16 protein-coding genes, 1 tRNA gene and 1 pseudogene are annotated in these 19,990 nt (G+C 60.0%); 14 read left to right on the top strand and 4 right to left on the bottom strand.

Annotated elements, in window-relative coordinates; translation table 11 throughout:
* Positions 1-9 precede the first annotated feature (9 nt).
* The 8 genes from atpA to CKA81_RS11325 all read left to right on the top strand — a co-directional run bounded on the left by atpA (position 10) and on the right by CKA81_RS11325 (position 11,151).
* Positions 10-1,551, top strand: a complete 1,542-nt coding sequence (gene atpA / locus CKA81_RS11360) for a F0F1 ATP synthase subunit alpha (protein ID WP_128355381.1) — start codon at positions 10-12, stop codon at positions 1,549-1,551.
* Between the two features lie 101 nt (positions 1,552-1,652).
* A complete protein-coding gene (gene atpG, locus CKA81_RS11355; protein ID WP_128355380.1) occupies positions 1,653-2,567 on the top strand; it encodes a F0F1 ATP synthase subunit gamma in 915 nt (304 codons plus the stop codon).
* Positions 2,568-2,614: 47 nt separating this feature from the next.
* Positions 2,615-4,036, top strand: coding sequence for a F0F1 ATP synthase subunit beta (gene atpD, locus CKA81_RS11350; protein WP_128355379.1), 1,422 nt, complete (start codon positions 2,615-2,617; stop codon positions 4,034-4,036).
* A gap of 9 nt (positions 4,037-4,045) precedes the next feature.
* A complete protein-coding gene (locus CKA81_RS11345) occupies positions 4,046-4,471 on the top strand; it encodes a F0F1 ATP synthase subunit epsilon (RefSeq protein ID WP_128355378.1) in 426 nt (141 codons plus the stop codon).
* A 206-nt stretch (positions 4,472-4,677) separates the two neighbouring features.
* Positions 4,678-5,484, top strand: a complete 807-nt coding sequence (locus tag CKA81_RS11340) for a hypothetical protein (RefSeq protein WP_128355377.1) — start codon at positions 4,678-4,680, stop codon at positions 5,482-5,484.
* Between the two features lie 73 nt (positions 5,485-5,557).
* Positions 5,558-6,583 carry a uroporphyrinogen decarboxylase gene (gene hemE, locus CKA81_RS11335; protein WP_394342556.1) on the top strand — a complete coding sequence of 342 codons (1,026 nt, stop codon included), beginning with the start codon at positions 5,558-5,560 and terminating at the stop codon, positions 6,581-6,583.
* 339 nt (positions 6,584-6,922) lie between these two features.
* The gene (locus tag CKA81_RS11330; protein WP_394342555.1) at positions 6,923-9,010 is read left to right on the top strand and encodes a primosomal protein N'; all 2,088 of its coding nucleotides are present in this window, start codon (positions 6,923-6,925) and stop codon (positions 9,008-9,010) included.
* Between the two features lie 41 nt (positions 9,011-9,051).
* The gene (locus CKA81_RS11325; protein ID WP_128356758.1) at positions 9,052-11,151 is read left to right on the top strand and encodes a UvrD-helicase domain-containing protein; all 2,100 of its coding nucleotides are present in this window, start codon (positions 9,052-9,054) and stop codon (positions 11,149-11,151) included.
* A 68-nt stretch (positions 11,152-11,219) separates the two neighbouring features.
* Here CKA81_RS11325 and CKA81_RS11320 read toward each other — a convergent pair whose 3' ends face one another.
* The 3 genes from CKA81_RS11320 to CKA81_RS11310 form a co-directional block, all read right to left on the bottom strand.
* Positions 11,220-11,453, bottom strand: coding sequence for a hypothetical protein (locus tag CKA81_RS11320; protein ID WP_128355374.1), 234 nt, complete (start codon positions 11,451-11,453; stop codon positions 11,220-11,222).
* Positions 11,454-11,608: 155 nt separating this feature from the next.
* Complete coding sequence (locus tag CKA81_RS11315; protein WP_394342512.1) at positions 11,609-12,364, bottom strand: enoyl-CoA hydratase-related protein; 756 nt, start codon at positions 12,362-12,364, stop codon at positions 11,609-11,611.
* Positions 12,355-13,335, bottom strand: a complete 981-nt coding sequence (locus CKA81_RS11310) for an NAD(P)H-dependent flavin oxidoreductase (RefSeq protein WP_128355372.1) — start codon at positions 13,333-13,335, stop codon at positions 12,355-12,357. The genes CKA81_RS11315 and CKA81_RS11310 overlap by 10 nt, the downstream gene beginning before the upstream one ends.
* Before the next feature lie 113 nt (positions 13,336-13,448).
* Between CKA81_RS11310 and CKA81_RS11305 the strand changes: the two genes are divergently transcribed.
* Both CKA81_RS11305 and CKA81_RS11300 read left to right on the top strand, forming a co-directional pair.
* A complete protein-coding gene (locus CKA81_RS11305) occupies positions 13,449-14,669 on the top strand; it encodes a CaiB/BaiF CoA transferase family protein (protein WP_128355371.1) in 1,221 nt (406 codons plus the stop codon).
* A gap of 40 nt (positions 14,670-14,709) precedes the next feature.
* A complete protein-coding gene (locus tag CKA81_RS11300) occupies positions 14,710-16,245 on the top strand; it encodes a 3-hydroxyacyl-CoA dehydrogenase (protein ID WP_128355370.1) in 1,536 nt (511 codons plus the stop codon).
* An 81-nt stretch (positions 16,246-16,326) separates the two neighbouring features.
* On the opposite strand, the gene CKA81_RS11295 is transcribed toward CKA81_RS11300, so the two are convergent.
* Positions 16,327-17,268, bottom strand: a complete 942-nt coding sequence (locus CKA81_RS11295; protein ID WP_128355369.1) for a c-type cytochrome — start codon at positions 17,266-17,268, stop codon at positions 16,327-16,329.
* A 180-nt stretch (positions 17,269-17,448) separates the two neighbouring features.
* Between CKA81_RS11295 and CKA81_RS11290 the strand changes: the two genes are divergently transcribed.
* The 4 genes and pseudogenes from CKA81_RS11290 to CKA81_RS11275 all read left to right on the top strand — a co-directional run bounded on the left by CKA81_RS11290 (position 17,449) and on the right by CKA81_RS11275 (position 19,989).
* Positions 17,449-17,523 (top strand) — tRNA-Arg (locus tag CKA81_RS11290).
* A gap of 12 nt (positions 17,524-17,535) precedes the next feature.
* Positions 17,536-17,691 (top strand): annotated as a pseudogene (locus CKA81_RS17555) (4Fe-4S dicluster domain-containing protein); the annotation flags it as partial.
* Positions 17,692-17,845: 154 nt separating this feature from the next.
* A complete protein-coding gene (locus tag CKA81_RS11280; protein WP_128355367.1) occupies positions 17,846-18,775 on the top strand; it encodes a sulfurtransferase in 930 nt (309 codons plus the stop codon).
* A 62-nt stretch (positions 18,776-18,837) separates the two neighbouring features.
* Complete coding sequence (locus CKA81_RS11275) at positions 18,838-19,989, top strand: YeeE/YedE family protein (protein ID WP_228255705.1); 1,152 nt, start codon at positions 18,838-18,840, stop codon at positions 19,987-19,989.
* Position 19,990 lies beyond the last annotated feature (1 nt).

Below are 19,990 nucleotides of genomic sequence, written 5' to 3'. Positions count from 1 at the left end.
AGTCTGAACATGCAACTTAACCCGTCAGAGATCAGCGAACTGCTCAAGGCCCGTATTGAAGGCCTGGGCGCGTCGACCGACGTACGTACGCAAGGCACGGTCGTTTCCGTGACCGACGGTATTACCCGTATCCACGGCTTGTCCGATGTGATGCAAGGCGAAATGCTTGAATTCCCGAATAACGTGTTCGGACTTGCGCTCAACCTCGAGCGTGATTCTGTCGGCGCGGTTATTTTGGGCGACTACACCAGCGTCTCCGAAGGCGATCCGGTAAAAACCACCGGCCGCATTCTGGAAGTACCGGTAGGTCCGGAACTGCGCGGCCGTGTGGTCGACGCATTGGGTGTGCCTATTGATGGCAAGGGTCCCATCAACGCCAAGCTTACTGACATCATCGAAAAAGTCGCCCCAGGCGTGATCGCCCGTAAATCGGTTTCGCAGCCTCTGCAAACCGGTATCAAGGCGATCGACTCCATGGTGCCGATTGGTCGCGGTCAGCGCGAGCTGATCATTGGCGACCGCCAGACCGGTAAAACGGCTGTTGCCGTCGACACCATCATCAGCCAGAAGGGCAAGAACGTTACCTGCGTGTACGTTGCCATCGGCCAGAAGGCGTCCACCATCAGCAACGTCGTACGCAAGCTTGAAGAGCACGGCGCACTGGAATACACCATTATTGTGGCTGCAGCGGCGTCCGACTCGGCTGCCATGCAGTACCTGTCGGCCTACTCGGGCTGCACCATGGGCGAGTATTTCCGCGACCGCGGCGAAGACGCCCTGATCATTTACGACGACTTGACCAAGCAAGCCTGGGCCTATCGTCAGGTATCGCTGTTGCTGCGCCGTCCTCCCGGCCGCGAAGCCTACCCTGGCGACGTGTTCTATCTGCACTCCCGCCTGCTCGAGCGCTCCGCGCGCGTCAACGAAGACTACGTCGAGAAATTCACCAACGGCGAAGTCAAGGGCAAGACCGGTTCTCTCACCGCGCTACCCATCATCGAGACGCAAGCTGGCGACGTTTCCGCTTTCGTACCGACCAACGTCATTTCCATCACTGACGGCCAGATCTTCCTGGAAACCGACTTGTTCAACGCTGGTGTGCGTCCCGCCATCAACGCTGGTATCTCGGTATCCCGGGTGGGTGGTGCTGCCCAAACCAAGGTCATCAAGAAGTTGGCCGGCGGTATTCGCACCGACTTGGCGCAGTATCGCGAGCTTGCCGCTTTCGCCCAGTTTGCCTCCGACCTTGACGACGCCACGCGTCGTCAGCTCGAGCGCGGCAAACGCGTGGTCGAACTGCTCAAGCAGCCTCAGTACCAGCCGCTACAGGTATGGGAACTTGCCGTCACGCTGTTCGCGGTCAATAACGGCTACCTTGACGACCTCGAAGTCGAGCAGATCCTGCCTTTCGAGAAAGCACTGAAAGATTTCCTGAAGTCCAAGCACGACGACATGATTCAGCGCATCGAAGACACCAAGGAACTGTCCAAGGACGACGAGGCAAGCCTGGTTGCAGCCATACAAGAGTTCAAAAAGCACGGTGCTTTTTAAGGTTTAGTGGCGGGGGATGACGCGGCATTGGCTTCGTCATTCACACATACGGTGGGGCTTACGCAAGTCGCCCCGCTATAACGCCCTTTCAGGAAAGAGCGATGGCCGGAATTAAGGAAATTCGAACCAAGATCAAGAGCGTGCAAAACACGCGCAAGATCACCAAAGCCATGGAGATGGTGGCGGCATCCAAGATGCGCAAGGCGCAAGAGCGGATGCGTGCCGGCCGTCCCTATGCAACCAAGGTGCGCGATATCGCAGCACACTTGATGGGGGCCAACCCCGACTACACGCATCCTTACATGATCGAGCGCAGCGACATTCGCGGCGTCGGCATCGTGGTCATTACGACCGACAAGGGTTTGTGCGGCGGGTTGAACACCAACATCATGCGTCTGGTGCTTGCACGCCTGAAAGCGTTCGAGCAAAAAGGCATTTCGGTTCAGACCACTGCCCTGGGCAACAAGGGCGCCAGTCTGCTAAGCCGTATCGGTGCAAACCTGGTGTCCCAGGAAGTGCAGCTGGGCGACACGCCCAACCTGGACCGCCTGATCGGCGCCATCAAGGTGCAGATCGATGATTTCATAGACGGCAAGATCGACGCCGTCTATCTGGCGACCAATCGCTTCGTCAATACGATGAAGCAAGACCCAACCTTCATTCGCCTGTTGCCGCTGCCCAGCGGTCTGGCCGATCCGTTTCAGGCTGATGGCGGCGACGATGCCGACGGCCAGGACGGCGTGATCAAGTCAGAATACGGCTGGGACTACATCTACGAACCCGACTCCAAGACCGTCATCGACGATCTGCTGATGCGCTACGTGGAAGGGTTGGTGTATCAGGCAGTGGCCGAAAATATGGCGTCCGAGCAGTCTGCCCGGATGGTCGCCATGAAGGCAGCGTCGGACAATGCCAAGAAAGTCATCGGCGAGCTCGAGCTGGTCTATAACAAGACCCGCCAGGCCGCTATTACCAAAGAGATTTCAGAAATCGTGGGGGGCGCTGCCGCTGTTTAAGTTTTAACAGAAGGCATCCCGTCAAAGTTATTTAGCAAGGACTAAACATGAGCAACGGTACCATCGTTCAGTGCATCGGCGCCGTGGTGGATATTCAGTTCCCCCGCGACACCATTCCCAAGATTTACGACGCGCTCAAGCTCGTCGACACCAGCTCGGATTTCGCCGAAGCCGGCCTTACCTTCGAAGTGCAGCAGCAATTGGGCGACGGCGTCGTCCGCACCATTGCCATGGGCTCTTCCGACGGTCTGCGTCGCGGCATGGAAGTGGCCAACTCCGGCGCGCCGATCTCGGTGCCTGTCGGTGAGGGCACCCTGGGTCGCATCATGGACGTGCTGGGTCGTCCGATCGACGAGCGCGGCCCCATCGAGGGCAACGAAACACGCGCCATCCACCAGAAGGCGCCCAAGTTCGACGAACTTTCGCCTTCGGTCGAATTGCTCGAAACCGGCATCAAGGTTATTGACCTGGTTTGCCCGTTTGCCAAGGGCGGCAAGGTCGGCCTGTTCGGCGGCGCCGGTGTGGGCAAGACGGTCAACATGCTCGAGCTCATCAACAACATCGCCAAGGCGCACAGCGGCTTGTCAGTGTTTGCTGGCGTGGGCGAGCGCACTCGCGAAGGCAACGACTTCTATCACGAAATGGCAGAAGCCGGCGTCATTCAGCTGGATAACCTGAAGGAATCCAAGGTCGCGATGGTGTTCGGTCAGATGAACGAGCCTCCTGGGAACCGTCTGCGCGTTGCGCTGTCGGGCCTCACCATGGCCGAGAAATTCCGTGACGAAGGCCGCGACATCCTGTTCTTCGTCGACAACATCTACCGCTACACGCTGGCCGGAACCGAAGTGTCCGCACTGCTGGGCCGTATGCCTTCCGCGGTGGGCTACCAGCCAACGCTGGCCGAAGAAATGGGCCAGTTGCAAGAGCGCATTACATCGACCAAAACGGGTTCCATTACGTCCATCCAGGCCGTTTACGTTCCTGCCGATGACTTGACCGACCCCTCGCCAGCCACGACTTTCCAGCACTTGGACTCCACCGTTGTGTTGTCCCGCGACATCGCCGCTCTGGGTATCTACCCGGCCGTCGACCCGCTCGACTCCACCAGCCGCCAGCTTGATCCTCAAGTCGTCGGTGAAGAGCACTACAGTGTTGCCCGCGGTGTACAGCAAACCTTACAGCGCTATAAAGAGCTGCGCGACATTATCGCCATTCTTGGCATGGACGAACTTTCGCCCGAAGACAAGCAGGCGGTGGCTCGTGCTCGCAAGATCCAGCGCTTCCTGTCGCAGCCCTTCCACGTGGCAGAAGTGTTTACCGGCTCGCCCGGCAAATACGTTCCGCTGGCGGAAACCCTGCGCGGCTTCAAGATGATCGTTGAAGGCGAATGCGATGCTTTGCCCGAACAGGCTTTCTACATGGTCGGTTCTATCGACGAAGCATTCGAAAAAGCCAAGAAACTCCAATAAGGATTAAACATGGCCAACTTGCATGTTGACGTTGTCAGCGCAGAAGAATCGATATTCGCCGGCGAGGCGAAGTTCGTGACGCTGCCTGGCGAGGCGGGCGAGCTGGGCATACTGCCCGGCCACACCCCGCTTATTTCGCGGATCCGTCCCGGAACGGTCAAGATCGTTCTGGCCGATGAGACTGAAGTCAGCATCTTTGTTGCAGGCGGTATTCTCGAGATCCAACCGGGTACCGTAACGGTGTTGTCCGATACGGCCATCCGTGCGGAAGATCTTGACGAAGCCAAGGCCCTGGAAGCGCGCAAGCGCGCCGAAGAGGCATTGCGCAATACCACCGACAAGGCTGACATCGCTGTCGTGGAAGCCGAGCTGGCCATGTTGGCTGCTCAGGCCGCTGCAGCGCGCTCGCTTCGGCAAACCCGCCGCCAGCACTGATCCTGTCGCGGCATGCCCCCACGGGGCTGCCACCAAGCCGGCGCCTCGCACTTGCGGGGCGTTTGCTTTTTGCGCCGAAGGCTTTGCGCCATTCGTGCCCGTCTCGGCGTAGGTAGTTGCCGAGTTAACAGTATTCCGGATTGTTGTAGCAAGCGAGCCTCACTATGCTGGCTCTACCGCTACGCTTCAACTATCAGGAGATCACCATGAGGGAACGTCTGGATTGCGCAGTGCTAAGTACGCCATGCTGCTTCGATTGGCTAGGGCCCTGGCTGGGTCCGCATGCCGCGGGCAAGCTGCAGTTGCATCCGCTGGACGGCTGCAACGCCACCGTCGACAGCGTCGAGTCGGCGCGGCTCCTTGCCGCCTCGTCCATGCGCTTGCGCCGCTACGATGCCTGCCTGATACCCGTCAACGAAAGCAATCTGGCTTGGGCGCGCACCAGTTTATCGATGGCAAAGGGGGCATTGCACACGCCGGTCGTTGCGCTGGTCCGCAACCTGAAGGCCGCCGCCCTGGACGACCTGCACACACTGGGCCTGGCCGATTTCGTACGCGACCCCTTGTGCATAGAAGAGCTCCGCGCTCGTATCGAGCGCCTGCTGGATGGCAATCGTTACTTGGCAAGCCCGCCGGCTGCCACGTCGTCCATTTCCGAAAACCGGGCGAACTACACCCGCATGGCGGGCTTGGCGGGCCCGCTTACTCAAGAAGCACTGTGTGCCACCATACTGGACCGCAGCGGTACCGAGCTCGAAGCGTTCGCCATTGCGTCAGCCTCGCGCTGTGCGACCACGCGCGAGTCCTTCCGCGCCGCCAAAAGCCAGGTTATCGAGCGCTTCGAACGCGCCTACATCACTGCGGCGCTGGGCCGACACTCCGGCAATATCGCCATGGCCGCGCGCGCTGCGCAAAAACACCGACGAGCTTTTTGGGCGCTGATGCGCAAGCACGATATCGACGCTGCGCCGTTCCGTGCCGAAGCCGTCCCCAACCACCCCGGAGACGGGTAAAATCAATGGTCTTGCAATAAGGATAACCGTGACTACACCGACTTTGAAAAACGATGTGTTCCTGCGTGCGCTCATGCGCGAACCCGTACCTTATACGCCTATCTGGATGATGCGCCAGGCTGGTCGCTATCTGCCCGAGTACAATGAGACCCGCGCAAAGGCTGGCTCTTTCCTCGCCTTGGCGCAAAATCGCGAGTACGCTTGCGAGGTCACGCTACAGCCGCTCATGCGCTTCGATCTGGACGCAGCCATCCTGTTCTCAGACATCCTCACGGTTCCTCATGCCATGGGGCTGGGGCTGGACTTCGTGGCCGGTGAAGGCCCGAAGTTTGCCCACCCCGTACGCAACGAAGACGACGTCAAGCGCCTGGCCGTACCCGACCTTGCACGCCTGCAGTATGTTTTCGATGCCATCACGCTTATTCGCAAAGAGCTCGACGGCAAAGTGCCGCTTATCGGCTTTGCAGGCAGCCCCTGGACGGTAGGCTGCTATATGGTCGAAGGCCAGGGCTCTGATGACTATCGCCTGATCAAAACCATGCTGTACAGCCGCCCCGATCTCCTGCATCGCATGCTGGAAGTCAATGCCCTGGCTACGCAGCAGTACCTCAATGCTCAGATCCAGGCGGGTGCTCAAGCTGTCATGATCTTCGACAGTTGGGGCGGGGCGCTGGCCGATGGGCATTTCCAGGAATTTTCGCTGGCATACACTCGCAAGGTTGTAGACGGACTTATCCGCGAACACGAAGGACGGCGGGTGCCGGTCATCGTCTTTACCAAGGGTGGTGCATTGTGGCTGGAAGATATCGCCGGCCTGGGTTGTGACGCTGTAGGGCTGGACTGGACGGCCAACTTGGCCAAAGCGCGGCAACGCACGGGCGATGCGGTCGCATTGCAGGGCAACCTTGATCCCATGGCGCTGTTCGGCGGAGACGCCGCAATCCGCCGCGAAGTTCGTCGCGTCATCGACGACTTCGGCACAGTAGGGGCGGGCGGGCACGTGTTCAACCTGGGCCACGGAATATCCCGATTTACGCCGCCTGCTGCGGTCAGCACACTGGTTGACGAGGTCCATACTTATAGTCGCGGCAAGCACTAAATCTTTTGCCCGGCAACAGGTAAAACCCCTATTTTTTTATGCTGCGGGTGCCGGTTGTGCACAATTTTCGGTGCTCTGCAGCATTTGGTATTACTGTTCAGTTACGCTTTCGGAATGCCTCACAAGCTATTGAAAAATATAAGTAATTAGCTCGTGTGGCACAGCAATTCGCTTATTACAGTGCGGGGTAGGTTGACTTTCCACATCTTATGACCAAGCTTTTCCCCAAAGTTATCCACAGGGGAGGGGCACGGGCGCTAAGTCCAGGTCCAGCAATCATTTATACGTCTAAGCCAGAATTTACTTGAAGTATCCATGCCCACTGAATCCTCGATTGGTTTGTCGTCGCCGGTTGCTGCCGGCCCGGTAGCACCCGGGGTTTATTGCTTGCGGGTGGCGGTGGATGTGCCGCTCTTGGCCTTGTTCGACTACTTGTCGACAGTGCCGGTCGAGGTCGGGGTCAGGGTTATTGTGCCCTTTGGCCGGCGCAAGGTGGTGGGGGTGGTGGTCGGCTTGCCGGAGGCCCCCGCTATTGATATTGCCTTGGTCAAAGAAATAGACCAGGTGCTTGACGACACACCGCCTTTGTCGGCCGATTGGTTACGGATGGCGTCATTTGCTGCGCAGTACTATCAACGCCCGCTCGGCGAGGTCATATTGCCCGCACTGCCCACCGCGCTGCGCAAGGTGTCGGCTTACCAAGGAAAACTGTCGGCAGGTGGACCGGTGCAGCGCCTGGACAATCGCAAGCCAGTTGCGCGGCGCGACGTCCCGCCCGACGTTCCACCACAACTGAATGCCGAGCAGGCCGCTGCGGCCACCGCCATTGCTGCGTTGCGGCAACATAAAACGGTAATGCTGCATGGCGTCACAGGTAGCGGCAAGACCGAAGTCTATCTGCACGCGGCTCAACAAGTACTGGCTCGCGGCAAGCAGGTGCTGTTCATGGTGCCCGAAATCAACCTTACGCCGCAGTTGGAACGGTCGCTACGCGCGCGCCTGGCCAGCGTGGCCGGATCAGGCGCCTTGGCGGTCATGCACAGCGGCTTGTCCGATGGCGAGCGCTTGCGAGCGTGGCTGCAAGTACAGCGGGGCCAGGCCCGCGTGCTGCTCGGAACCCGACTGTCGATTTTTGCGCCCATGCCCGAACTGGGCATGATCATCGTCGACGAAGAGCACGACACCTCATACAAGCAGCAAGATGGGCTGCGTTATTCGGCCCGCGACCTTGCCGTCTGGCGCGGTAGCGACCTGAACATACCGGTGGTGCTGGGTTCGGCGACGCCCTCGCTGGAAAGCTGGAATCACGCGCAAACCGGTCACTACCTGCGCTACACGCTTGCGCAGCGCGCACGCGATGTCGCGCTGCCTGAAGTGCGGCTGGTGGACACGCGCCGACTGGCATTGCAGCAGGGGTTTTCGCCGCAACTGATCAAAGCCATCGGCGAACGGCTGGCGGCCAAAGAGCAGGCCCTGGTTTTCCTTAACCGACGGGGTTATGCGCCGGTACTGAATTGTTCTTCTTGCGGGTGGGTCAGCCAATGCCCCCGTTGTACCGCGTATACCGTGCTGCACCGGGCAGGTGCGCGGCGCAATATATTGCAGTGCCATCATTGCGGTCATCAGGCGCGCGTTCCTGCTGCATGTCCCGAGTGCGGCGACCAGGACCTAAAACCCATGGGGCGAGGCACCCAGCGGGTAGAAGAGCATTTAGCCGAGCTTTTTCCGCAGGCGCGTATTGCCCGCATCGATGCCGACAGCACCCGACTCAAAGGCAGCGCCGCGGCGCTTTTTGCCCGCATACACGCCGGCGAGTTCGACCTGTTGGTCGGCACCCAAATGGTTGCGAAAGGCCACGACTTCGCCAACCTGGGCCTGGTCGGCGTGCTGAATGCCGATGCCATGCTGTTTGCTCAAGATTTCCGTGCGCCCGAGCGCTTGTTTGCGCAACTGATGCAGGTGGCCGGGCGCGCAGGCCGCCACGTAAAGGGCGGGCAGGTCATCATCCAGACCGATTACCCCGAGCAGGCGGTCTATCAGGCCCTCATACGTCACGACTATCCCGGCTTTGCAGGCTATGGGCTGGACGAGCGCAAGGCGGTGGGCTTGCCGCCTTATGCCTATCAGGCTTTGCTTACGGCCGAGGCCCGGCAGTTGGCCGCGGCGCTGGACTTCCTGGCCAGCGCGCGCCGGCTTCCGGCGGAACAGGCTACGATGTACGAGGCCCTTGATGCCATTACGCTCTACGATCCCGTACCCTTGCGGGTGGTCCGGGTGGCCAATGTCGAGCGCGCACAATTGCTGGTTGAAAGCACCAATCGCCGTGCCCTGCAACAGTTCCTGACGACCTGGTCGGCTGCGCTGGCAGGGCTCGCGCGGGACTTTCGCGTGCGCTACAACCTTGAAGTCGATCCGCTGGAAATCTAGGAACATTCTTGAGTACGTCTGGCCACACCGTAGCCTCCGATATGAACGCCATGCAGCGCCAGGCGGTGCTGTATCTGGACGGCCCGTGCCTGGTGCTGGCCGGCGCCGGTAGCGGCAAGACCAGGGTGATCACTCAAAAAATTGCTTACCTGTTGCGCGAGTGCGCCTATCCGGCACGCCATGTGGTGGCGCTTACCTTTACCAACAAGGCCGCGCGCGAGATGAACGAGCGCGTGAAGATGCTGGTGGACGCCAAGCTTGCCAAGGGATTAACGGTTAGTACTTTTCATTCGCTGGGCTTGCGCTTCCTGCGCGAAGAGGCGCGTCATGCCGGCCTGAAGGCCAGCTTTTCCATTCTGGACGCCACCGACGCGCTGGCCATTATTCAAGAGCTGCTGGCCACCACCGACAAGGCCCGCCTGCGTGCCGTGCAGCAAAATATCTCGTTGTGGAAGAACCAGTTGATGGACCCGGATGCCGCGGATCGTGCAGCGGCCAGCCCCAGCGAGATCGAAGCCGCCAGAGTGTATCGCAGCTACAGCGCTACCTTGTCGGCTTATCAGGCGGTCGACTTCGATGACCTGATCCGCTTGCCGGCGCTATTGCTTGAAACCAATGCTGAAGTGCGCCAGCGCTGGCAGGCCCGTGTGCACTACCTGTTGGTCGACGAATACCAGGACACCAATGTTTGCCAATACCGCTTGGTCCAATGGCTGACCGGCGATCGTGCCATGTTTACCGCTGTTGGTGATGACGATCAGGCGATCTACGCCTGGCGCGGCGCGACAGTGCAGAACCTGGCCAATCTAACTACCGATTACCCCAATCTGCAAATCATCAAGCTCGAGCAGAACTACCGCTCGGTGCAGCGCATTCTGTCGGCCGCCAACCAAGTGATCAGCAAGAATCCGAATCTGTTCGGCAAGAAGTTGTGGTCCAACCTTGGGGTCGGTGAGCCCATACAGGTTACGCCCATGGACACCGAGGACGTCGAGGCCGAGTCAATTGCCGTGCGCCTGTCGGCCGCGCGTTTCGAGCGGCGCGCCGAATGGCGTGACTTCGCGGTGCTTTATCGCAGCAATCATCAGGCACGTGCCTTGGAACAGGCGCTGCGCAATCTACGCATCCCGTACACCATATCTGGCGGGCAAAGCTTTTTTGACAAGGCCGAGATCCGCGATATCCTTGCCTACTTGCGCCTGATCGCCAACGACAGCGACGATCCGGCTTTCATACGGGCGGTCACGACGCCGCGTCGAGGCGTTGGGCAAAGCACCTTGCAGACCTTGGGCCAGTTCGCCAGCGAACGGCAGTTGTCCTTGTTTGAAGCGGTGTTCGAGATCGGCGCCAGCGACAAGCTGGCCACCAAGCAGTTGGAGCCGCTGCAGACTTTCGGCCAGTTCATCCAGCGTATCCAGACGCGGGCCGGGCGCAAAGGAAGCTTGCAGTTGGCCCCCGCCGCGCAAGCCAGCCTGTTGGCTGGAGACCTGCCCGCCTCAGCCGCGATCGGCGTCGACGGCGCCACGGAAGACAGTCCGGGCGCCATATTGGATGAACTCGTCAGCAATATTCAATATGAGCGCTATCTTTACGATACGCTCGAAGAGAAGCCGGCCCAGACGCGTTGGCAGAACGTGCTCGAGCTTGTTGGCTGGCTGACACGCAAAGCCGAGGAAGACGGTCTGAACTTGCTCGAATTGGTGCAGCACGTTGCTTTGGTCACGATGCTCGAGCGCAACGACGATGACGATCCCGACGCGGTCAAGCTGTCGACCCTGCATGCCTCCAAGGGCCTGGAGTACCCTCACGTTTATCTGGCAGGCGTCGAAGAGGGCTTGCTGCCCCATCTTGGCCGGGACGAAGAAGACGCCGACCCCGCCGCCGCGGCTGAGTCGCTGGCGCTGCGCATACAGGAAGAACGGCGGCTGATGTATGTGGGCATTACCCGGGCGCAGCGCAGTTTGCACCTAAGCTGGTGCAAGAAGCGACGTCGAGCCCGGGAAGATCTGGTGCGAGAGCGCTCTCGCTTCATCGAGGAAATGGGTCTGGCCGAGCTTACGGTTACGGAAGACCCGGCGGCAACGGCGCTAAGTCCCAAAGATCGATTGGGCATGCTCAAGGCCATGCTGAACAGCAAATAAAAAGCCTGCCACAACAGGCAGGCTCGCAATCACAAGAATTCGGAGGGCGCTAGAGCGCGCCCAGATTGTTACCAGTACGAGCGTGAATAGCGCGAGTCTTTAGCGCGTGCTTCGTTCAGGGCTTCAGTTACGTCGATCATGTATGCGAAGAACCAGCTACCGGCTTTCCGCAAGGAACCAAGAGCGTTTTTGGTCAGTGCCGTGAAGGATAAGGACTCGCCGCTGTTCAGAGCCTGACGCATCAAATCGCGCTCAAGAGAGTCATTCAAGCGAGTGTACTGATTGATGGAAAGATCTGACATGGTGTCTACCTATTGATGTTATGTCTGGCACAGAACAGGATGTTTTGTGCTGACAAGTCCATTATAGGGTTTACCCTAGGATTAAAGCAAGGGTAAACCCTAGGCCATCAATAAAGTGTCGTGTTTCCGCAGCTTATGTAGCGAGATGACATGGATCAAGCTTCTGGCGCCTTCCTTTTACTTAAGAAACTCGCGAAAGCCGCTTGCGCTTCATCGGATACCAGGCGGCGTCCAAACAGGGTTTTTTCCCGGTCAAAGGCATGCCCTAGTGCCGCGCGCTGGCTTTCCTGCAGGATTTTCTTGGCCTCCCGCAGAGCCTGTGCCGGTTGCGCTGTCAGGGCATGGGCCGTGTTTGTAGCGTGCTCGAGCGCCATGCCGGCCGGAACGGCCTGGGTAATGAAGCCGCTGTCTTGTGCTTCCTGAGCCGAAAAGGGCTTTCCGAGCAGTAGCCATTCAGCGGCGCGCCGAGCACCCACCAGTTGTGCCAGCAACAGGCTGGATCCGCCTTCGGGACTGAGCCCCAGCGAAACAAACGGCATGGCGAACGTGGCGGTGTCGCCGGCATAGACGAAGTCGCAATGCTGCAGCAGGGTGACCCCTACCCCGATGGCCGCGCCCTCGACGGCGGCCACCACCGGTACGTCTATGCTTGCCAGCGTACGCAGGAACGAGAGCGCCGGGCTGTCTTCCACGCTGCGCGCGCCGCGGAACTCCGACACATCATTGCCTGAAGTGAAATACCCCTGCGCCCCCGTCAGGATAATTGCGCTGCAAGAGGCATCAGCCTGTGCCGCCTGCAGGCTGTCTTCCAACTGGCGATACATGACATTGTTCAGCGCGTTGCGTCTTTCAGGGCGGTTGATAAGCAGTGTTACGCAGGCGCCGCTGCGGCTGGTTTCTATCATGCGCAAGCCCCTTCGCTTTCGAGGGCCAGACTTTTGCGAGCCTGATGGTATTCGCGCTTCAGGTTCTCGACGATTTCGTCCACGGCAAGTATTTGCTCGATAGCAGCCACGCCTTGGCCGGCGCCCCAGATGTCGCGCCATGGCTTGCTGCGCGTGGTGCCGAAGTTGGCGCCTGCACTGCCGGCCTTGTCCAGTTGGTCGGGATCCAGGCCCGCCGCAAGAATACTGGCCCTGAGGTAGTTGCCCGGGATGCCGGTAAAGTAAGGGGTATAGATGACATCGCTGGCGCGCGCCTGTACCAGCATGTCTTTATAGGCGTCTACCGCGCGGGCTTCGCGGCTGGCAATGAAGCGCGTGCCGATGTAGGCGAAGTCGGCGCCCATGGCCCGGGCAGCCAATACGTCGCTGCCGCGCGATATGGCGCCAGACAAGGCGATAGGCCCGTCGTACATGCGCCGAACTTCGGCCATGAGGGCAAAGGGGCTAAGGGTGCCGGCATGCCCGCCAGCCCCCGAACACACCAGTATCAGCCCGTCCACGCCTGCCTCCAGCGCCTTCTCGGCATGGCGCAGGGTGGTAATGTCGTGGAAGACCTTGCCGCCCCAGCCGTGTATGGCCTTGACGACATCCCCGGGCGCGCGCAGGCTGGTGATGATCAGCGGCACCTTATGCTGTGCGCACACATCCAGATCGTGCTCCAGGCGGTCGTTGGACTTATGGATGATGTGGTTGATGGCGTAGGGCGCGATGGCGCGGTCCGGGTCCCGCTGCTTCAGTTCGGCCAATGTCGTCTCCACCTGCGTGAGCCACTCTGTCAGCAAGCCTTGTGGCCTGGCATTCAAGGCCGGCATGGATCCCACGATGCCACTGGCGCATTGGGCAATGACAAGTTCGGGGCCGGACACAATGAACATGGGCGCCGCGATGACGGGCAGCACCAACTGCGGATAGAGTTCGTCGACTAAAGGGCCTGGCATGCGTTTCTCCGTACTGAGGGGTGGTTCTATTCTAGGGCCATTCTTTGGCGACGCGGCAGGGGCTGCGCATATCAGGCAAAATACTGGTTTACCTATTGAAGCTATTGTCTGCCATGTCTTTACGCCCAGCGCCTCTTACCGGCATCCGAGTCCTTGACCTCACGCGTGTGCTGGCGGGGCCGTGGTGTACACAGAACCTTGCGGACCTGGGTGCGGAGGTCATCAAGATAGAGCGCCCCGGTGCCGGCGACGACACCCGAGGCTGGGGGCCTCCCTACATCAAGGATGCCCAGGGACGCGATACCTCCGAAGCCGCCTACTATGCCTCGGCCAATCGCAACAAGCAGTCGGTTGCGCTGGACATCGCCACGGCGCGCGGTGCAGAACTGGTTCGCAAGCTGGCCGGGCAGTGCGACATTCTGGTCGAGAACTTCAAGGTCGGGGGCCTGCGCAAGTACGGGCTGGACTACGAAAGCATCAAGGCTTTGAATCCGGCGCTTATCTATTGCTCCATCACCGGCTTCGGCCAGACAGGGCCTTATGCCAATCGTCCCGGATACGACTTCATGATCCAGGGGATGGGCGGGCTGATGAGCATTACGGGCGAGCGCGACGACCTGCCTGGCGGCGGGCCGCAAAAAGCGGGGGTTGCCGTGGCCGACCTCATGACCGGCATGTACGCCACGGTCGGTATTCTGGCCGCCTTGCACGAACGCAGCCGCAGCGGCCTGGGGCAGCACATCGACATGGCCTTGCTGGATTGCCAGGTTGCCATGCTGGCCAATCAAAACTTGAATTACATGACGACCGGCCAAGCACCGCAACGCGCCGGTAATGCCCACCAGAACCTGGTCCCTTACCAGGTGTTTTCCGCCGCTGATGGTCATTTGATCGTCGCCGTGGGCAATGATGGGCAGTTTGCCGCCTTCTGCCGGGTAATAGGCCGGCCGGGTTTGTCCGAGGATGTTCGCTTCTCGACCAATTCAAATCGGGTGATCAATCGCGAAGTGTTGGTGCCCATGCTGGTAGAGGCAATGAAGACCCAGTCGCGCGATTACTGGTTACGAGAACTCGAGCAGGTGGGCGTGCCAGCCGGCCCCATCAATACGATCGATCAGGTTTACGAAGACCCCCAGGTGAAATGGCGCGGCATGCAGCAGATGCTGCCGCACGCCACGGCCGGGGAGGCTCCGGTGGGGGCCAGTCCCTTGCGCTTCTCGGACAGCCCGGTCAGCTATCGCCATGCTGCGCCGCTACTGGGCGAGCATACCCGTCAGGTACTACGTGACCGTCTGGGTCTTAGCGACCAAGAAATCGAAGAATTGACGCGTTAACGCCAGGCCGTTAATGCAAGCGGATTAGAAGGAGATTATCTTGAAAACCATTAAGACCATAGGAATAGTCGGTGCAGGTGCCATGGGCCGGGGGATTGCGCAAATTGCCGCGCAGGCCGGGCTGGACGTGCTGCTGTTCGACCTGAATGCAGCCGCTGTGGCTGCCGCGCGCGAGTCGCTGCAGCAAATCTGGGACAAGCTGGTCGCCAAGGAAAAGCTCAGCGCCGACCTCGCGGCACAGTCGCTGGCACGCGTGCACGCGTGCGCGGACATTGCCGAAATGGCGCGCGCCGACCTGGTTATCGAGGCGGTCGTTGAACGGCTGGATGTCAAAACCGACTTGTTCCGTCAACTGGAAGGCATAGTCTCCACCGATTGCATCTTGGCGTCCAATACCTCTTCCTTGTCGATCACAGCGATCGCCCAGGCTTGTGAGCGCCCGGGCAGGGTCGCCGGCTATCACTTTTTCAATCCCGTGCCGCTGATGAAGGTCGTGGAGGTTATCGACGGCCTGCGCAGCGATCCGCAAACTGGCGATGCGCTGATGGCGTTGGCCCGCGTCATGGGTCACACCCCCGTCAGGGCTCGCGATATGCCCGGCTTCATTGTCAACCATGCCGGCCGCGGCATGAATGTGGAGGGGCTCAAGACCGCTCAGGAATCGGTGGCGCCGTTTTATCAAATCGATGCCATCATGCGCGAGCAAGCAGGCTTTCGCATGGGCCCGTTCGAGCTGCTAGACCTGACCGGCCTGGATGTGTCGCACCCCGTCATGGAATCGATCTACCGCCAGTTTTTCGATGAGCCCCGTTTCCGTCCGTCGCCCATCACATCGGTGCGCTCGGCGGGCAAAATGCTGGGCCGCAAGACCGAGCAGGGATTTTACAAGTATGTGGACGGTCGCAAGCAAATACCGCAAGAGCCCGCAGTTCCAGCGTTGCCCGAGGGCCTGCGGGTGTGGCTTGCCCCGTATCACTCTGTTGGCCACAAACGCGCCGCGGCACTGCTCAAGAGCTTGGGCGTAACGCCGATAGCGGCGGAAGCACCGCCCGATGATGCCTTGATCGTCGTGACGCCCTACGGCGAAGATACGGCATGCCTGGTCGGCGGCCATCAGCTTGATGGCGAGCGCACCGTGGCGCTGGATACCTTCTTTGGTCTGGAGCAAGGCAGGCGACGTGTAGTCATGTGTTCGGCGGCCACGCAAGCCCCATGGCGCGATGCCGCTCACGCGCTGTTTGCCAGCGATGGCACCCCGGTATCGGTCATTGATGACTCGGCCGGCTTCGTCGCCCAGCGCATCGTCGCAGCCATCGTCAACGTGGCCAGCGATATTGCCCAGCAAGCCATCGCCACCCCACAGGATATCGATCAAGCCGTTGCGCTGGGTTTGGGTTACCCCAAGGGCGGGCCGCTGTCGATGGGAGATGCCCTGGGCAGTGCCCATGTGCTGGAGATCTTGCGCGCCATGCATCGCGTGACGGGCGATATGCGTTATCGCCCCAGCCCCTGGCTGCAGCGCCGCGTGCAACTTGGGATGTCGCTGCAGGCACAAGCGGCAGTTCAAGCAAGATAAGGAAAACGGCCGCGCAATACACGAGGCCGTCCAGAAAAAAGGCCAGACACGCGTCTGGCCTTTTTTGTGTTGGCGTCTGGCTTACTGCACAGACTGGACCATGTATTCGATGGCTGCCTTGATTTCTTCGTCGGTAGCTTGCGAACCGCCGCGAGGAGGCATGGCGCCTACGCCGCGGATGGCATTTTGCAACATGGTATCCATGCCATGGTCCAGGTACTTGGCCCAGGCGGCCTTGTCGCCCAGTTTGGGTGCGCCGGCTACGCCGCTGACATGGCAAGCAAAGCAGACGGACTCGTAAACCTTCTTGCCGGTGGAATCGGCAGCAGCGCTATCAGCTGCCGGGGCGGGTGCTGCGGCTTCTTGTGCTGCAGGCGCGGGTGCTTCGGCGGCTGGGGCTGCGGCGGCAGGCGCTGCAGCTTGTGGCGCCGGTGCAGCGGCGGGCGCAGCAGCCGTTGCTGCTGCCGCGGGTTGTTCGGTGGCAGCGGCATTGTCGGCGGCCGGTTCTTTGGGTTCGTCGAATGACGCGCCCGATTCATTGGCCATGTAAACGACGGCGCGCTGGACTTCGAAGTCGCTTAAGGAAGCATTGCCGCCCTTGGGTGGCATGGCGCCCTTACCGTGAATGGCGATTTCGACCAGCTTGTCGTAACCGCTTGCGATCAGCGGAGCCCAGGTGGCGTTATCGCCCAGCTTGGGGGCGCCGGCCACGCCAGTGGAGTGACAGGCGGCACAGGTGGTCTCGAAGACTTGCTGGCCCGTCTGGAAAACCTTGGGCGCATTGGCGTCGACCAGCTTGAAGCCCGCTACCGGCTTGATGCGCGATGCGATGGATTCTTCGGATTGAGCAGTGGACCCGGCACCAGCCTGCATGGTGGATTCGACCAGATTGACCAGCATGACGATGACGATGACCGGTACCAGGAAAGCCAGGATGATCGTTACGATTAGCTGCTTGGGCGTTTTGATGAGGCCTTCGTGCTCCTCGATGGTCTCTTCGACGTGTTGTTCCGTATTATTCATAATCGAATCCTGCGTGTTCCTAGTCTGTAGGCAAAAAGGCCTGAATGCTATAGAGGACCTGCCATTGCAGGGCTTCCGCGCGACGTTACGAGTAACGGTCGGGCAGCACCTGAATACGCGATTATAACGAGACTGGTGCTTTAGTGCAGGATTGCGCAAACACGCTACAATGGCGACCCTGCGCCCGTAGTTCAATGGATAGAATGGGAGCCTCCGAAGCTCTTGGTACAGGTTCGATTCCTGTCGGGCGCGCCAGAATCGACGAACATGCCCTATGTAGTTACTGAAGCATGTATCCAGTGCAAGTACACCGACTGCGTGTCTGTTTGCCCGATGGATTGCTTCATGGAAGGCCCCAACTTCCTGGTCATCAAACCCGACGAATGCATCGATTGCTCTATCTGCGTGCCAGAGTGCCCGGTGGCGGGCACGCCGCAGCAGGCCGCCGCTTGGTCTGTTCAGAAACGAGCTGATATGGTTTCTTATATAAGCTTAGCTGTAACCGTTAGTTTGGTTATGTAGCAATCCTCGGTATCTTTCGTACTCAGTCTATTACTTCTACCTGGGTGACGAAATCATGTCCTTTTATAAAAAAATGGCCGGCGTACTGGCTGCTTCTTTAACACTATTGGTGGGCGGGGCGGTGCACGCCGCTGCTTCAGACGTATTGGTCAGCACTGACTGGCTGGAAAAGAACCTTGCCGATCCGAAGGTTCGGGTCGTCGAAGTGAGTGTCAACCCCGGTTTGTACGAGCGCGGACACATCCAGGGCGCGGTCAATTTCAACTGGCATACCGATCTGGTCAACACGGTCGAGCGCGATATCGTCGGCCAAGACGCCTTCCAAAACCTGCTGCGCAACGCTGGCATCAGCAATGACACCGTCACCGTGCTGTACGGCGACACCAACAACTGGTTCGCCGCCTGGGGCGCCTGGGTGTTCGACATTTATGGCGTGAACAACGTCAAGCTGCTGGACGGTGGCCGCAAGAAGTGGGAAGCCGAAGGCCGCCCACTGACCATCACGCCCGCCACCCCCGCTGCCGGCAATATCGTGGTCCAGGCCGCCGACGAAAGCCTGCGCGCACGCCTGACCGATGTGGTTGCAGTCGCCAAGAAAGAGCAAGACGCCGTGTTGGTGGACATCCGCTCTGCTGACGAATACAACGGCAAGATCTTCGCACCTTCCGGCGTTCAAGAGCTGTCGATCCGCGCCGGCCATATCCCGGGTGCAGTCAATGTCACTTGGAGCAAGCTGGTTGCAGAAGACGGCACGTTCAAGCCCGTTGAAGAGCTCAAGAAGCTATACGCCGACGTTGGCGTGGATGGCTCCAAGCCCGTCATCACCTACTGCCGCATTGGCGAGCGTTCCAGCCATTCCTGGTTTGCTCTGAAAAAGCTGCTGGGCTACGACGTGCGCAACTACGACGGATCCTGGACCGAGTACGGTAACGCTGTTGGTGTACCCATCACCAATCCCGCCGGCACCGTCTGGGGCAACATCTAACCGGATGTTTGTAAGTCATGACTAGTTTCGCGATTCCAGCGAAACGAGTTTGGCCAGCAGCAATGCTGGCCGTTCTTGTTTTCGCTTCCATTTTTTACGCATCCGGCATCGTGGCTGGCTGGCCAGCAAATGGCCGTGTGCTGGCGTTCGCCTTGTTGGCGGGTACGGCCTTCGGCGTGGTGCTGCAACGTTCGCGCTTTTGCTTCTTCTGCGTTACGCGCGACTTTCTCGATCAGAACGACTCGCGCGGCTTGATCGGCATTGTGGTTGCGCTGGCCGTCGGCACCATCGGCTACCACGTCTTGTTCAGTGCCTTCCTGCCCATACCTGCTGTCGGGCGTTTGCCGCCGGGCGCGCACATCGGGCCGATAAGCTGGGTGCTGGTGTTGGGCAGTCTGGCTTTTGGCGTGGGCATGGCGGTGTCGGGATCGTGCATCAGCGCGCATCTGTATCGCCTGGGCGAAGGCTCGGTCGCGTCCATTTTTGCCTTGCTTGGCGCCTTGGTGGGTTTTGCCTTGGGCTTCGCATCATGGAACACGCTATACCTGCTTACCATTCAAGAGGCGCCGATCGTATGGCTGCCGCATTCGTTGGGGTATGGCTGGTCGCTGCTTGCTCAGTTGGCAGCCTTGGCTCTGGTAGCCGCTTTTTTACTTAAGCGCCACGACGGCACCAAGCATGCATCGGAACCGGCGGGAACGTTCCAGTGGGCCGACGTGTTCGTACGCCGCTGGCCCACTTGGGCTGGCGGGTTACTGGTCGCGTTCATAGGCGTGATGTCTTACTTTCGCTATGCGCCCTTGGGCGTTACGGCAGAGCTAGGCAGCGTGGCGCGGACCGCGGCCTCACAGTGGCAGTTGTTGCCTGATCGCCTTGAGGGGTTGGATACCTTCTCGGGTTGCGCCACGGTGGTCAAGGAAACCTTGCTCTCGCCCAACGGCCTGTTTGTGCTGGGCTTGATTGGAGGCGCCTGGGCAGCAGCTTTGGTGGCCGGCGAGTTCAAGCCCCGCCTGCCGTCGCTGCGCGATGTGCTGCGCAATTTCGGGGGCGGCGTGCTGATGGGCTGGGGCGCCATGCTGGCCCTGGGATGCACGGTCGGCACGCTGTTGTCAGGCATCATGGCAGGAGCCTTGTCGGGCTGGGTTTTTGCGATCGCCTGCGTGCTGGGTGTATGGGGCGGCTGGCGCTTGCGCCAGAAAGTAGCCGCCTTTTGAT

Source organism: Pollutimonas thiosulfatoxidans (genome assembly GCF_004022565.1).
Lineage (GTDB): Bacteria > Pseudomonadota > Gammaproteobacteria > Burkholderiales > Burkholderiaceae_B > Pusillimonas_D > Pusillimonas_D thiosulfatoxidans.
The sequence above is the reverse complement of the archived record's forward strand: the minus strand, read 5'-3'. Positions and strand labels throughout refer to the sequence as shown.

Excerpts from the sequence above, each read along its gene's own strand:
- atpA (WP_128355381.1), top strand. The coding sequence starts at position 10 with ATGCAACTTAACCCGTCAGAGATCAGCGAACTGCTCAAGGCCCGTATT.
- atpG (WP_128355380.1), top strand. The coding sequence starts at position 1,653 with ATGGCCGGAATTAAGGAAATTCGAACCAAGATCAAGAGCGTGCAAAAC.
- atpD (WP_128355379.1), top strand. The coding sequence starts at position 2,615 with ATGAGCAACGGTACCATCGTTCAGTGCATCGGCGCCGTGGTGGATATT.
- CKA81_RS11345 (WP_128355378.1), top strand. The coding sequence starts at position 4,046 with ATGGCCAACTTGCATGTTGACGTTGTCAGCGCAGAAGAATCGATATTC.
- CKA81_RS11340 (WP_128355377.1), top strand. The coding sequence starts at position 4,678 with ATGAGGGAACGTCTGGATTGCGCAGTGCTAAGTACGCCATGCTGCTTC.
- hemE (WP_394342556.1), top strand. The coding sequence starts at position 5,558 with ATGCGCGAACCCGTACCTTATACGCCTATCTGGATGATGCGCCAGGCT.
- CKA81_RS11325 (WP_128356758.1), top strand. The coding sequence starts at position 9,052 with ATGAACGCCATGCAGCGCCAGGCGGTGCTGTATCTGGACGGCCCGTGC.
- CKA81_RS11320 (WP_128355374.1), bottom strand. The coding sequence starts at position 11,453 with ATGTCAGATCTTTCCATCAATCAGTACACTCGCTTGAATGACTCTCTT.
- CKA81_RS11310 (WP_128355372.1), bottom strand. The coding sequence starts at position 13,335 with ATGCCAGGCCCTTTAGTCGACGAACTCTATCCGCAGTTGGTGCTGCCC.
- CKA81_RS11305 (WP_128355371.1), top strand. The coding sequence starts at position 13,449 with ATGTCTTTACGCCCAGCGCCTCTTACCGGCATCCGAGTCCTTGACCTC.
- CKA81_RS11295 (WP_128355369.1), bottom strand. The coding sequence starts at position 17,268 with ATGAATAATACGGAACAACACGTCGAAGAGACCATCGAGGAGCACGAA.
- CKA81_RS11280 (WP_128355367.1), top strand. The coding sequence starts at position 17,846 with ATGTCCTTTTATAAAAAAATGGCCGGCGTACTGGCTGCTTCTTTAACA.
- CKA81_RS11275 (WP_228255705.1), top strand. The coding sequence starts at position 18,838 with ATGCTGGCCGTTCTTGTTTTCGCTTCCATTTTTTACGCATCCGGCATC.